Annotated in this window: 11 protein-coding genes; 5 read left to right on the top strand and 6 right to left on the bottom strand. The window is 69.6% G+C overall.

The window, feature by feature from the left end; all coding sequences use genetic code 11:
- Window positions 1–49 precede the first annotated feature (49 nt).
- Both ACFQV6_RS38195 and ACFQV6_RS38190 read right to left on the bottom strand, forming a co-directional pair.
- The gene (locus tag ACFQV6_RS38195; protein WP_378032584.1) at window positions 50–640 is read right to left on the bottom strand and encodes a GIY-YIG nuclease family protein; all 591 of its coding nucleotides are present in this window, start codon (window positions 638–640) and stop codon (window positions 50–52) included.
- 81 nt (window positions 641–721) lie between these two features.
- Complete coding sequence (locus ACFQV6_RS38190) at window positions 722–2,353, bottom strand: cellulase family glycosylhydrolase (protein WP_378032583.1); 1,632 nt, start codon at window positions 2,351–2,353, stop codon at window positions 722–724.
- Window positions 2,354–2,609: 256 nt separating this feature from the next.
- Between ACFQV6_RS38190 and ACFQV6_RS38185 the strand changes: the two genes are divergently transcribed.
- Window positions 2,610–2,909 (top strand): Uma2 family endonuclease, encoded by a 300-nt coding sequence (locus tag ACFQV6_RS38185; protein ID WP_378032582.1) that lies wholly within the window; start codon window positions 2,610–2,612, stop codon window positions 2,907–2,909.
- 23 nt (window positions 2,910–2,932) lie between these two features.
- On the opposite strand, the gene ACFQV6_RS38180 is transcribed toward ACFQV6_RS38185, so the two are convergent.
- The 4 genes from ACFQV6_RS38180 to ACFQV6_RS38165 all read right to left on the bottom strand — a co-directional run bounded on the left by ACFQV6_RS38180 (window position 2,933) and on the right by ACFQV6_RS38165 (window position 6,899).
- A complete protein-coding gene (locus ACFQV6_RS38180) occupies window positions 2,933–3,940 on the bottom strand; it encodes an amidohydrolase family protein (protein ID WP_378032581.1) in 1,008 nt (335 codons plus the stop codon).
- 216 nt (window positions 3,941–4,156) lie between these two features.
- On the bottom strand, window positions 4,157–5,152 hold the full coding sequence (locus ACFQV6_RS38175; protein ID WP_378032580.1) for a VOC family protein: 996 nt from the start codon (window positions 5,150–5,152) through the stop codon (window positions 4,157–4,159).
- Window positions 5,149–6,210, bottom strand: coding sequence for a 4-oxalomesaconate tautomerase (locus tag ACFQV6_RS38170; protein WP_378032579.1), 1,062 nt, complete (start codon window positions 6,208–6,210; stop codon window positions 5,149–5,151). Before ACFQV6_RS38170 ends, ACFQV6_RS38175 begins: the two co-directional genes overlap by 4 nt.
- Complete coding sequence (locus ACFQV6_RS38165) at window positions 6,207–6,899, bottom strand: 4-carboxy-4-hydroxy-2-oxoadipate aldolase/oxaloacetate decarboxylase (protein WP_378032578.1); 693 nt, start codon at window positions 6,897–6,899, stop codon at window positions 6,207–6,209. Before ACFQV6_RS38165 ends, ACFQV6_RS38170 begins: the two co-directional genes overlap by 4 nt.
- Before the next feature lie 179 nt (window positions 6,900–7,078).
- Here ACFQV6_RS38165 and ACFQV6_RS38160 point away from each other — a divergent pair, with 179 nt between their 5' ends.
- The 4 genes from ACFQV6_RS38160 to ACFQV6_RS38145 all read left to right on the top strand — a co-directional run bounded on the left by ACFQV6_RS38160 (window position 7,079) and on the right by ACFQV6_RS38145 (window position 12,549).
- Window positions 7,079–7,705: a GntR family transcriptional regulator gene (locus ACFQV6_RS38160; protein WP_378032577.1), complete on the top strand. Its 627-nt coding sequence runs from the start codon at window positions 7,079–7,081 to the stop codon at window positions 7,703–7,705.
- Window positions 7,706–7,851: 146 nt separating this feature from the next.
- Complete coding sequence (locus ACFQV6_RS38155) at window positions 7,852–11,409, top strand: NB-ARC domain-containing protein (RefSeq protein ID WP_378032576.1); 3,558 nt, start codon at window positions 7,852–7,854, stop codon at window positions 11,407–11,409.
- Between the two features lie 113 nt (window positions 11,410–11,522).
- Window positions 11,523–11,867 carry a winged helix-turn-helix transcriptional regulator gene (locus ACFQV6_RS38150; protein WP_378032575.1) on the top strand — a complete coding sequence of 115 codons (345 nt, stop codon included), beginning with the start codon at window positions 11,523–11,525 and terminating at the stop codon, window positions 11,865–11,867.
- Window positions 11,868–11,982: 115 nt separating this feature from the next.
- Window positions 11,983–12,549, top strand: coding sequence for a carboxymuconolactone decarboxylase family protein (locus tag ACFQV6_RS38145; RefSeq protein ID WP_378032574.1), 567 nt, complete (start codon window positions 11,983–11,985; stop codon window positions 12,547–12,549).
- Window positions 12,550–12,785: the final 236 nt, after the last annotated feature.

Below are 12,785 nucleotides of genomic sequence, written 5' to 3'. Positions count from 1 at the left end.
CCGACGGTAGCCATGATGCGGGCCCGCGGTTACCCCTCGATCAGGTGGCTCACGCTTCCGGGCGGTTGCTCACCGGCGCCGATGGGGGAGCGGCGGAGGCGTTGTACGCCTCCTTGGCGGCGACCACGGCCGCCTGGACGTGGGCGGGATCAACGCCACTGACGTTCAGCGGCGGGTGCAGGCGCCGGACGAGTTCAGCCTCGACCAGGTCCGGGTCCGGGTCCTCCGCCCAGGTCAGGCTCAGGTGCGCGGACATCCACCTGGTCAGTCGCGCCTCGTCCTCCGGGGTCAGGACGACTCGATCGGTCCAGGTCGTCCGGTAGCCCTCGGACACGAGAAGCCCGGCCAGCGTACGGCGCAGCGTCGAGCTGCCCGAACGCCTCAGATGGTTGCGCAGGATCCGGCCCCGCAGGCTGGTCGCCCGGCCGAGGTACAGCAGCCGCAGCGAGGGGGAGTGCTCGTTCGGCGTTCCGGGCAGGTCGGGAAAGACCGTAGGCGGAGCCCACCACGCGTAGACACCGCTGCCACGGCTGAGCCTCTTGCCGGCGGTGTCGAGGCTGACCGGCACGTCGGACAGCACGCGCCAGGCGTCATCCGCCCAGGCCCGGACGTCTGCGGTTTGTTCTCCAGGAGTAGTCATCGAGGCCATGCTAGGCGCCCGGCCCGGTAGCGGCCGGACGCGGTGCCGGGCCGCCGAAGCGGCCCGGCCCGTCGTGGTGGGTCAGTTGCAGGCGGTGCCGTTGAGCTTGAACCCGGTCGGGGCGGCGGAGTTGCCGGTGTGGTTGGCCTGGTAGCCGATGGTGGTCGAGCCTCCCGGCGCCAGGGTGCCGTTGTAGCTGGCGTTGGTCGCGCTCACCGTGCCGCTGCTCGGCGAGTAGCTGGCGCTCCAGCCGCCGACGATGCTCTGCCCGGCGGCGAGGGTGAAGGCCAGGGTCCAGCCGTTGACGGCGGTGGTGCCGGTGTTGGTGATGGTGATGCTGTTGGTCAGGCCGGTGTTCCACGCGCTGACCGTGCTGCTGACCCGGCAGGTGCCGCCGCCGGGGTTGGTGCTGGGCGAGGCGCTCGGTGACGTGCTGGGCGAGGCGCTCGGCGAGGCGCTCGGCGAGGAACTGGGCGACGTGCTCGGCGACGTGCTGGGCGAGGAGCTCGGCTGGCTGCCGACGCCGCTCATGATCGCGTCGATGATGCCCTGCTGGGTCACCGTGGCCGAGCTGCGGTTGAACAGGCCGAGACCGTGCTGCCCGTTCCAGCCGTTGTCCCAGTAGGCGGTGGCCCCTCCGTACTTCTTGGCGGTGGAGACCACGGCGCGCGCGAAGTCCGCCCGGTACCGGTTGTTCGTGGAGTCGTACGTCGTCTTGTCGACCGAGCCGTACTCACCGACGAAGAACGGGTATCCGCGCGTGACGAAGGTGTCGCGCATCTTCTTCATCTGCCCGTCCAGGAAGTCCTCCTGGCCCCAGACCGACTTCTTCGCCGGGTTGGTCGCGCCGGCGCCCCACTGCGTGATGGTGCCGTCCTCCTGACCGGCGAAGTCCCACGGGTCGTAGTAGTGCACCGAGATCATCAGCCGCTGCTCGGCGGCGGGGATGGTGGACGATCGGTACTGGTCCGTCGGGATCACGAACCCGCTGCCCACGGTGTGGTCGATGTTGGTGTTCCAGCCGGGCACCAGCAGCCAGCGGGCGGCGTTGGTGCCGCCGGTGCGGCGTACGGTGTCAACGAAGATCTGGTTGTAGGCGTTGATGTTCGAGTAACACGGCTGGGTCGGGTTGCCGTACTGGCCGTCGAAGTTCTCGTTCATCGACTCGAAGATCAGGTGGTCGTTGTAGCCCTGGAACTTCGTGGCCACCTGCTGCCAGACCTTCTGGTACTTCGCCCGGATCGTGGTCTGGTCGGCGGCGTCACAGATCAGCCAGGAACCGGTGACGGATTTGTAGCCGTCGCCGTGCATGTTGATCAGCACGTATAGGCCGCGGCTGTGTGCGTAGTCGACGACCTCCTTGATCCTGGTCAGCCACGCCGTGTTGACGGTGTAGTCGGGGCCGGCCCCGATGTGGTTCAGGTAGGCGACCGGGATCCGGATCGTCTTGAAGCCCGAGGCCCGTACCCGGTCGATGAAGGCCTGCGTCACTGTGGGGTTTCCCCAGGCCGTCTCGCTGGGGGTGCCGTCGTTGCTGGCCTCGAGCGTGTTGCCCAGATTCCAGCCGGCACCCATGTCGGCGACCAGTTGAGGACCGTTCAGCTGGGCGACGACGTCGGCCGATGCCGATCTCGTCACGCCGTACACGGCTCCGGTGAAGGCCAGGGTGGCGGCAAGGAACGCGAGCCCGGCCCTCCTAACTCTCGAACTCATAGATCTTCCCTCTCAGGGGCTGTTACCGGCCGAGCTCGGGCTCAGATCAGGGGTTGATCGAGCGTGAGAGAGCCGGCCGCGTGTGGATGGGCACTCGCGGGAGCGCTCCCATCATTGTAGATCATCAATGTTTTGTCACCCTCGACCGCGCGATCCTGCCCTCGGCAGCGTTACGTCAAGCGACTGGCGGACGTCTCACACGGGGCCCTGAGCACTTGCTCCATCCGAGTCAGAATCGACGAGCGAAATGCTGGGATTGCGTACGGTCAACCGCACAGCGATTGCCCGCTGGACACGACCCGAGCATGTGCTTCTTGTGGTCGAGGTGGTCTCGCCCGGGTCGGAGACGACCGACCGGATCGTCAAGGCCGATCAGTATGCGAAAGCCGGTATTCAGTTCTATTGGCGGGTTGAGCAGGCCGCCACCGGTGCACCTCTCGTTTACACGTACATTCTTGACCCGGCGACCGGCCGCTACCGCGACAGCGAGATCTTCACCGGCGTCGTGAAGCTCGCCGCGCCCTTCTTCGTCGAGGTCGATCTCGGCCGGATCTGATTCCGGCGCAGTCATGCTGCTGATCAGCCGGGATGGGTGATCAGCCGGGGATAGACCCGGCGCGCGTTGTCCTCGTACACCTTCTGCCGGTCGGCGGGGGAGAGCCGCAGGTTGTCGACGTAGCGGCGGGTGTGGTCGAAGTACTCGCCGGTCAGCGGATCGATCCCGCGTACCGCGCCGACCATCTCCGAGCCGAACAGAAGGTTGTCCACGCCGATCACCTCGAACAGCAGGTTGATGCCGGGCTGGTGGTAGACGCAGGTGTCGAAGAAGACGTTGCGCAGCACCGACTCGTGCAGCGGCGGCCTGCCGAGCATGTCGGCCAGCCCGCGGAACCGGCCCCAGTGGAACGGCACCGCCCCGCCGCCGTGCGGGATCACGAAGCGCAGCCCGGGGAACTCCTGGAACAGGCCGGACTGCAGGAACTGCATGAAGGCCGTGGTGTCGGCGTTGAGGTAGTGCGAGCCGGTGGCGTGGAAGTTCGGGTTGGTCACCGCGGAGACGTGCACCATCGCGGGTACGTCCAGTTCGACCATGGCCTGGTAGAGCGGGTACCAGCTCGGGTCGGTCAGCGGCGGGGAGGTCCAGTTCCCGCCGCTGGGGTCCGGGTTCAGGTTGCAGCCGACGAAACCCAGCTCCTCGACGCAGCGGCGCAGTTCGGCGATCGAGTTCCCGATCGGCACTCCGGCCGACTGCGGAAGCTGGCAGACCCCGGCGAAGCTGTCCGGGAAGAGGCGCACGACCCGGGCGACGAGGTCGTTGCAGGCCCGCGTCCAAGCGGCGCTGACCTGCTCGTCACCGAAGTGGTGGCCCATGGCGGAGGCGCGCGGCGAGAAGATGGTCAGGTCGATGCCCCGTTCGCGCATCAGGCGCAGCTGGCTGCCCTCGATCGACTCCCGGATCTCGTCGTCGGAGATCCGCGGGTACGCCGGCGCCGCCCGCCCGTCGCGAAAAGCCGCCTGCTGCGCCTCCCGCCACGCGGTGTGCGCGCCCGGCGCGGTCGTGTAGTGACCGTGACAGTCGATGATCATGCAGGGTTCTCCGGTCTCGGATCTCGATGAGCAGGTCACGGGCGGCGGCCGAGACGCGCGGCGCGACGCCCAGCGACGCCACCTGCTCGGCGGCGGCCGTCATCTCGTCGGCGCGGCGCCCGGCGGCCACCAAATCACGAGAGATCAAACCACCGGCTTCGCCGAATCCGAGCACGGCGATGCGTACGCGAGAAGCGCTCAATGCGGCAACCTCGCTCATTCGGTCACCGGCAGCACCGGGGTGCCGTGGGTGTGGAAGGTGTCGATCGTCTTCAAGCCCCACGCCTGGCCCTTGGCCCGCTCCTCCTTGACCCAGCTGACGGTCTTCCAGTCGGGAGCCAGGATCAGGCGGGCACCGGCGTTGCAGATCTCTATCCGATTGCCGCCGGGCTCCCACACGTACAGGAAAAAGGTTTGTTGAATGGCATGTTTGTGCGGCCCGGTCTCGATGTGCACGCCGGCCTCGAGGCAGACGTCGGCAGCCCGCAAGATCTCCTCGCGGGTGTCGGTCGCGAAGGCGACATGGTGCAAGCGGCCGCGGCTGCCGGTCCAGTCCTCGGTGTGGACCAGGTCGTAGGACTTGTTGCCCACCGAGTACCAGATCGCCGCCGGCGTGACGTGGTCGTCCTTGACGATCTGCTCGGTGCACCGGGCGCCCAGGATGTCCCGCAGGAAATCGGCGGTCGCCGGCACGTCGGCGGTGAGGTAGTTGACGTGGTCGAGGCGGCGCAGGTTCGCACCCCGGCCCGGGTAGGCGGCGGCCTGGTTCTTCAGCGCCGGCCGGTCCTGCTCGTCCGGCTGATACCACTCGGCGTCCCAGTAGAGGCCCATCTCGTGGCCGTCCGGGTCGGTGAAGAGGTAGACCTCACCGAGGCCGCGCACGTCACCGGCCCGCCCGAGGCCCAGGCCGGTGGCCTCGATCGTCGCGATCAGCCGGTCGCGTGCCTGCGGACTGGCGGCCCGCAGATAGGTACGCCCGATGCCGGCCTGCTCACGCCGCACCAGCCGGACCGTCCACGACTGGTAGTCGTCCCAGGTGTGCAGGTAGCTCGACTGCTCGTCGCGGTGCACCTCCCGCAGGCCCATCACCCGCACGAAGAAGTCCCGGGACTGCTCCAGCACCGGGGTGTACAGCTCGATCGGGCCGATGTGGGCGATCTCCCGCCGGCGATCGGGATCGTGGGTCAGGCGGGGCTCGGGTGCGGTCGTCATGCGGATGCCTTTCCCGTGCGCGGCCACACGAGGCCGTCGGACAGTTTGCGGGCGGTGCGGACCACCGAGCTGGTGTGCAGCCGGGTGTCCGGGCCGGTGCCGTCGAGCGTGACGTCCACGTCGAAGGTGCCGGTGGGGTGTTCGATGCGCACCAGGGACCCGGCCGGGATGTGCGCGACGGTGCCGGCGGTGCGGACGGCGGCGGCGACGGAGACCGCGCCCAGGACGCCGATCGCGGCGTGCACCCGGTGCGGGATGAACGTCCGGGTGGTCACCGTGCCGTCGTGGCGGGGCGGCGACACGATGGTGATCTTCGGGACGGTGGTGTCGCGGACGTCGCCGAGGCCCATCACCGGCCCGGCCTCGAGCCGGAGCGCCTCGATCGTGGCGCGCAGCCCGGCGTTGTTCTCCAGGTCCTCCGGCGGCTCGGCGCCGTCCAGGCCGAGATCGGCCGCCCTCACCAGCACGACCGGCATGCCGGCGTGGGCGCAGGTGACGTCGAGGCCGGCGAGCCTGTCGGCCAGTCGCCCGGTGGGGAAGATGCTCGTTGCGGCGCCGGGGAATCGCAGGGTGACCGGTGCGGCCGGGAACGGGGTGCCGGCCATCACGGTGTCGCCGTCGTAGCTGACCCGGCCGCCGGGTGTCCGGACCCGGGCCTCGGCGTAGTTCACCGCCGGGTTCAGGATGCGGACGCGTACCGCGGTGATGTCGCCGCCCGCGGGCACCAGCCCGCGCTCGACGGCGAACGGGCCCACCCCGGCGAGCAGGTTGCCGCAGGTCTGCGCGTCGGTGATCACCGCCCGGTCCGGGATCACCTGCAGGAAGAGGTAGTCGACGTCGGCCTGAGCGTCGGCCGACCGGCTGACGACGGCGACCTTGCTGGTCAAGGGATGGCCGCCGCCGATGCCGTCGATCTGCCGCTCGTCCGGTGAGCCCATGATGCGCAGCAGCAGGTCGTCGCGTTCGTGCGGGTCCGCGGGCAGGTCGGTGGCGAGGAAGTAGGCGCCCTTCGAGCTGCCGCCGCGCATCAGCATGCAGGGGATGCCGCCGGTGGTCATGAGGGGAGCCGGTCGACGTACCGCACGCCCAGCTCGGCCAGCAGCGGGCGAAGGTCGTAGAGGTCGACGCCGAGCGTGCCCGAGGCCAGCTGTTCGCGCTTGTGCGCCTCGGCGGCCAGGCGCCTGTCCGCGGCGGCGGCGACCTCGGCCCCGCGCGTGGCGGGCAGTGCCAGCACCCCGTCGTCGTCGGCGACGACGATGTCGCCGGGCCGCACGATCTGGCCGTCGGCGACCACCGGGACGTTCACCGAGCCGGGGCTGGCCTTCACCGTGCCCTGGGCGTGGATCGCCCGGGACCAGACCGGGAAGCCCATCTCGCGCAGCGTGGCGATGTCGCGTACGCCCGCGTCGATGACCAGCCCGAGCACCCCGCGGGCCCGCAGCGAGGTGGCCAGCAGGTCACCGAACATGCCGTCGGTCGACGGCGAGGTGGTGGTGACGACCAGGATGTCGCCGGGCCGGCACACCTCCACGGCCGCGTGGATCATCAGGTTGTCGCCCGGGTGGCAGGAGACGGTGATCGCGGAGCCGGCGATCGTGACACCGCTCTGCCGGGCCCGGACCGCGGGGCCGAGCAGTCCGATGCGACCGGCCGCCTCGTGGGCGGTGGCGACGCCGGCGGCCCGCAGAGCGGCGACGGTTTCCGGCGCGGCGCGGTCGACATGGCGGACGACGTAGTGAGAGGCCATCTGGTCAGCTCCGATGCGGGGTGGTCAGCGAGCCGGGTGCCGACAACTTTGTCAGCTACGTGTCGTCGCGATCAAGATCGTGGGCAAAACTGTCTCCACAATTGTTGACAATATCGGTAGCATGAGTGTCCTTCCTCCGGCCGGGGCGGGGGACGATCATGACGGGGAGTGCCGGCACGATGAGCGATCTGCTGACCGAGCTGCGTGCCGCCATCCTGCGCGGCGAGTACGCCCCACGGCAGCGGCTGATCGAGGCGGACCTGACCGAGCGCTACGCGACGAGCCGGTTCCTGCTGCGCAACGCGCTCACCCGGCTCTCCAACGAGGGCCTGGTGGAGCTGCAACCGAACCGGGGCGCCCGGGTGCGCGAGGTCACCGTCGAGGAGGCCATCGAGATCACCGAGATCCGGCGGGCGGTCGAGGGCATCGTCGCCGGCCGGGCCGCCGAACGGGCCACCGGCGAGGAGATCGAACGCCTCCGGGAGATCGGCGCGCAGATGACCCGGGCGGTGGCGAACGCCGACATGATGCGCTACTCGGAACTCAACACCGAGCTGCACGGCACGGTGCGCGCGGCCGCCCGGCACGACACCGCCACGAAGATCATCGACCAGCTGCACGCCCAGATGGTTCGCCACCAGTTCCGGCTCGCCCTCGTCCCCGGCCGCCCGAACGTCTCCCTGCCCGAGCACCTCGCCGTCATCGACGCCATCTGCGCCCGCGACCCGGAGAAGGCGGAGGCGGCGATGCGCGCCCACCTGGGCAGCGTCCTCGAAACGCTGGCCACCTTCCCGGCACACCGCTGACCAGGGATACCAGCGAAGGGTCAAGGCCCTCCCCGGCAAGTGGCCGACCGGCACGACGTGCCGGAGAGGACGGCACCGTGTCCGAATGTCCGATGTCTCGGCTGGTTCAACCAGGCATCTTGGACACGAGGACCATGGGAGGTTGAATGCGTCGCCGGGCACGCGTACATCTTGTCTCGCTTGTCCTGCTGACCTTTCTGACCGCCGTCACGGCGGCGCTGGCAGCGATCGCTACCAACGCCGCAACCGACATGACGACGCCGTGGCCATGGGGCCTGGAACGGGTTCGGAACGACCCGTTCGCCTGGACGGGCGGCGCGGTCCTCGCCGGTTTCGTGGCCTCCCTCGCGGTGTGGTGGGTGCAGCACCGCGCGGAGCGCCAAGGCGCCGAAGTCGTGCTCCCGATCGAGCATCCCGAGTCATGGGTCCTCGACCGCCCGCAGGAGGTCGACAAGGTCGTCGCTGCCCTCTGGCGCAGGGACGATTCGACGGTAGGAATCACCACCGCGCTGCAGGGCGCCGGCGGTTTCGGCAAGACCACCATCGCCAAGATCATTCGATCCGATCCGCGGATCCGGCGCCGCTTCGGCCACCGGGTCTACTGGGTAACCCTGGGCCGGGATCTCGTCAGCGACGCGGCGATCGCCGCCCGCATCAACGACCTGATGAAGCTGATGGCGCCGGACCGGGCACAGGTCTTCACCGACGCCCGTCAGGCAGGCGCCTACCTCGGCTCGTTGCTCGACGAAAAACCTCGCCGCCTGCTGATCCTCGACGACGTCTGGTTCACCTCGCAGCTGACCCCGTTCGTCACCGGCGGTCGCCGGTGTGCACGGCTGGTCACCACCCGCATCCCGTCGCTCCTCGGCGCGGACAGCATTCCGGTGGAGGTCGACCGTGTCTCGGCGGAACAGGCAAAGACCCTGTTGGAGTGGGGCCTGCCCACGCTGCCGGACTCGGTCGCCGAGGGTTTGATCCGTGATACCGGCCGGTGGCCTCTGCTCCTGCGGCTGGTGAACATGTTGCTGGCCAAGCAGGTGATGACGGGCGCGCGCATCGAGGAGGTGAGCGCCGAGGTCGCCGCCCGCCTGCACCGTGGGGGCGGACAGGTGGTGGACGACATGCACGACGTCGCCCGGGAGATCGACCTCGACAATCCCGAGCAACGCCAGAAGGCGGTTCGCGCCACCATCCGCGCCAGCAGTGATCTACTCACCGAGGATGAGCGACACCGGCTCGACGAGCTCGGCATCTTCGTCGAGGACGAGCTGATCCCTGTCGATCTGGTGTACCGGCTCTGGCACGTCACTGCCGGCCTGGACCAGTTCGCCACCCGCCGGCTGGTGGCCACGCTTCGCGACCTTGCCCTGCTGGTCCTGCATCGCCAAGGCGAAGACACGCTGATCAGCCTGCACGACGTCATCCGCGACTACCTCCGGGAGCGTCTCGGCTCCGGCCGAGAAGCCACGCTGCACGGTGACCTGCTCGACGACATCGCTGCGCGTCTTCCGGCGCATGACACTGGCACGCCCTGGTGGCTGCTGCCGGACGGAGACCGTTATGTGGCCGAGCATCTGGTGGAGCACCTGGTCAGGGCAGGACGGCTGGATCATGCTGAAGAACTCGCCGGCGACCTGCGCTGGGTGGAATTCAGGCTCGCCAGCTTCGGCATCGCGGCGCCCGACGTCGACCTGGCACAGGTCGGCTCCGCCCGCGCGAACCGTCTGCGGGCGGTCTTCGCGCAGGTCGCCCACCTGGTCGGTGTGACCACTCCGAAGGAGGCCCAGCGGGACATCCTGCACAGCCGGGTGCAGCACACCCTGGACTGGGGCCCACAGGTTGCCCGGCTCGATGCCGAGCGAACCGGCGCCCGGCTGGCCAACGCGTGGCCGCTGCCCGATCTGCCTGAGGCGGAGCTGCGCCGAAGCCTGATGGGGCACAGCGGGCCGGTGACGGCGCTGGCCCTGACCTCGGACGGGAAATTGCTGATCTCGGGCGGGACCGACCGGGCGGTGCGCGTCTGGGACACCACTACGGGCGACCTGCGCCTCGAGCTGACCGGCCACGCCGGCACCGTACGCGCATTGAGGGCTCTTCCCGGCAATGGTCTTCTCGCCTCCGGGGGTGACGACCGGACCGTAATCGTCTGGGATCTGCACACCGGGCAGCGGCGGGCGGCACTGCGCCGGCATCGCGGCAGCGTGCAAGCGCTCGACGTAGCCCGGGACGGCACGTTCCTGATAGCCGGCGCCGGGGACGAGCTCAGTATCTGGTCAATGGACACACGACGCCGGACCGCCCGCCTGCGGGGCCGCCTCGAATGGGCTGTCAGCTATTTCGAGGGGGTACGCGATGTCCGGGCCGTCGCCGTCGCGCCCACCGGTCGCCGGATCGCCGCCGGCCGGGTGGACGGTAGCGTCGAGATCTGGGACGTGGCCACCCGACGCAAGCAGGCCGAGCTTCGCACGTCAGCCCTCATCGACTGGACGGCCGAAGGCAAGTGGGAACCGGGCCTGCAGCGTCGGCCGCAGCCCGTCATACCCCCGGGAACTGACGTGACCGGGCTGTTCTTCAGATCCGACGGACGGATCCTGGTCGAGCACCTCGATCGACGCCGGCGCGTCTGGGATCCGGCCCACGAGAACGCCGCCGAGGATCAGTCCCCTCCAGCGAAGGTCCGGGGCAGACGGCAGGTCGTCACGACTGTCATGGCCCCCGACGGTTCCTGGATCGCAACCGGCGAGGAGGACGGTGCCGTACACCTCTGGGATTCCGCCCGCTTGGCACATCAGGAGGCCGCGGAGAATGAGGAGGGAGTCAACGCGCTGGCCGTACATCCGGCCGGCCAATGGCTACTGTCCGCCGGCGCTCGCACGACGTGGCTCTGGAACCTCTCGGCCGGTACAGCGGCGCCGGCGCATGTGACGGGCGGCGCCGATACCGTGGCGTTCGGCCCGGACGGCACGTGGGTCGTCGTAGCCGAAAGACGCCTGCTCGCCCGGTACGACATTCCGTCTGGCAACCGCCGATGGCAGTTTGACGAATCCAGGTGGTCGGCCCAGCTGGGATCCGGCATCACGGCCGTCACGACCACGGGCGATGGGTGGATCGTGTGCGGCTGGGCCGACGGGGAGCAGACCGTCCACGCTCCGGAGGACGGCGGGCCCGTTTGGACAACTCTGGCACATGCGCCGCGCCAAACGGTCACTGCGATGGCTTCTGTTCCAGGCCACACCACCTTCCTCGTCGGCCGAGGCACCGGAGCCGTCGGTGTGCAGGCGTCTCCGTCGGCTTTACCGGACTTCGTCCGGACGTCGCCGCCTCTGTCCGGCGAGGCGGCCCCGACGTGGCCCGGGCACGCTGGCGCCGTCCGCTGCGTTGCCGCATCGGGCCACGGCTGGTTCGTCACCGGCGGTGACGACGCGACGGTGCGGATCTGGAAACTCAGCGGCGCTGGCCGCCACAACGTGCTCACCGGTCACCGGGGTGCCGTGCGCTCGTTGGCGGTCGCGCCCGACGACCGTCACTTCGTCTCCGGCGGCGACGACCAGAGCCTACGGATCTGGGACAGCGGTGAACGCCGGGTCGTAGCGATGATGCGTGTCAACGGCAGCATCACCAGCTGCGCCTGGGCTCCGGACGGCAGATCGATCATCGCGGGCGGATCGTCGGGCCTGTACCGTTTCGCATTTCAGCCCACGTGACGCTGTGGTGATCAAGCCTGGCGGACGATCCGCGCAGCCGCTTTGAAAATAGAATCATCAAACCGGACGGTACGGTGTCAGCGATCGCGGCATCGGGAGGGGTGGGGCGGGCGATGACGGTGCCCCGGCCGGGACAGCCGGTCCGCGGATCGGCGACGGGACGGCCCGTCATGGCCGCCCTCGACCTGTTCGGCCGCCGCTGGAACCTGCGCATCGTCTGGGAGCTGCGGCACGGGCCGGTCGGCTTCCGTGCGCTGCAGCAGCGCTGCGACAACATGTCCTCCAGCGTCCTGCGGCAACGGCTGACCGAACTGCTCGACGCCCGCCTCGTCGCGCAACAGCCGGACACCGCCTACACCCTCACCGACCTCGGTCACGGTGCCTACCAGGCCTTGCGCCCGCTCATGCGCTGGTCCGACCGGTGGTCCGCAGCCCTGACCGGCGACGACAACGCCTGACATCCCCATCCCTGGCGCGGCCCAGCGTCCCCTGACACTGCACATCGCCGCCCCTGGCGCGGCGCGGACCGAGTCGCTACCGTGCTTCTAAATCAGAAGCAGCGAAGAGGTGACCATGGCTCGCATCCCAGCGCTCGAACCGCCGTTCACACCGGACGTGGAAGCACAACTCACCACGATGATGCCGCCCGGCGTGCCGCCCATCGGCCTGTTCCGGACGTTCGCCAAGAACCTGCCGATGACCGTCGCGATGAGCCACTGGGGCAGGTACGAACTCGGCCGCCAACTGTCCCTGACACTGCGCGAGCGGGAGATCGTCATCCTGCGCACCTGCGCGCGCTGCCGCTGCGAATACGAGTGGGGCGTACACGTCATGACCTTCGCCGGCCGCGCCGGCCTCAGTCACGACGAGATCACCTCACTGACCCACGGCTTCCCCGACGACCCCTGCTGGACGGCCGGCCGGGAGGCCGCACTGATCCGGATGGTGGACGCCCTGCACGACTCGTCGGACCTCGACGACGAACTGTGGCGATCAGCGCGGGAGCTGTTCGACGAGCGACAGCTGCTCGACGCGACGCTGCTGTGCGGGTGGTACCACGCGATCAGCTTCGCCGCCCGCGCCACTCGCGTCGACCTCGAGCCCGGCGCTCCCCGCTTCACCGACATCTCCTCCACCTGAAGCCGGACCCGCCTTTCGGGCCGCGAGGCACCCCCGAGCGCCAGCCGGCCCGCTCGGCTGGGCGTGAGCGGTGCTTTTCGGGCCGCGAGGCACCCCAGGGCGCCAGCCGGCCCGCTCGGCTGGGCGTGGGTGGTGTTTTTCGGGCCGCGAGGCACCCCTGGGCGCCAGCCGGCCCGCTCGGCTGGGCGTGGGTGGTGTTTTTCGGGCCGCGAGGCACCCCTGGGCGCCAGCCGGCC

Origin of the sequence: Actinoplanes sp. GCM10030250 (assembly GCF_042666575.1) — a bacterium.
In the GTDB taxonomy this organism is placed as follows: Bacteria; Actinomycetota; Actinomycetes; order Mycobacteriales; family Micromonosporaceae; genus Actinoplanes.
This window is presented reverse-complemented; position numbering and strand designations above follow the sequence as displayed.

Bases quoted from the DNA above. Each gene is read 5' to 3' on its own strand.
- ACFQV6_RS38145 (WP_378032574.1), top strand. From the start codon at position 11,983: ATGGCTCGCATCCCAGCGCTCGAACCGCCGTTCACACCGGACGTGGAA.
- ACFQV6_RS38160 (WP_378032577.1), top strand. From the start codon at position 7,079: ATGAGCGATCTGCTGACCGAGCTGCGTGCCGCCATCCTGCGCGGCGAG.
- ACFQV6_RS38180 (WP_378032581.1), bottom strand. From the start codon at position 3,940: ATGATCATCGACTGTCACGGTCACTACACGACCGCGCCGGGCGCGCAC.
- ACFQV6_RS38175 (WP_378032580.1), bottom strand. From the start codon at position 5,152: ATGACGACCGCACCCGAGCCCCGCCTGACCCACGATCCCGATCGCCGG.
- ACFQV6_RS38195 (WP_378032584.1), bottom strand. From the start codon at position 640: ATGACTACTCCTGGAGAACAAACCGCAGACGTCCGGGCCTGGGCGGAT.
- ACFQV6_RS38155 (WP_378032576.1), top strand. From the start codon at position 7,852: ATGCGTCGCCGGGCACGCGTACATCTTGTCTCGCTTGTCCTGCTGACC.
- ACFQV6_RS38165 (WP_378032578.1), bottom strand. From the start codon at position 6,899: ATGGCCTCTCACTACGTCGTCCGCCATGTCGACCGCGCCGCGCCGGAA.
- ACFQV6_RS38190 (WP_378032583.1), bottom strand. From the start codon at position 2,353: ATGAGTTCGAGAGTTAGGAGGGCCGGGCTCGCGTTCCTTGCCGCCACC.
- ACFQV6_RS38150 (WP_378032575.1), top strand. From the start codon at position 11,523: ATGACGGTGCCCCGGCCGGGACAGCCGGTCCGCGGATCGGCGACGGGA.
- ACFQV6_RS38170 (WP_378032579.1), bottom strand. From the start codon at position 6,210: ATGACCACCGGCGGCATCCCCTGCATGCTGATGCGCGGCGGCAGCTCG.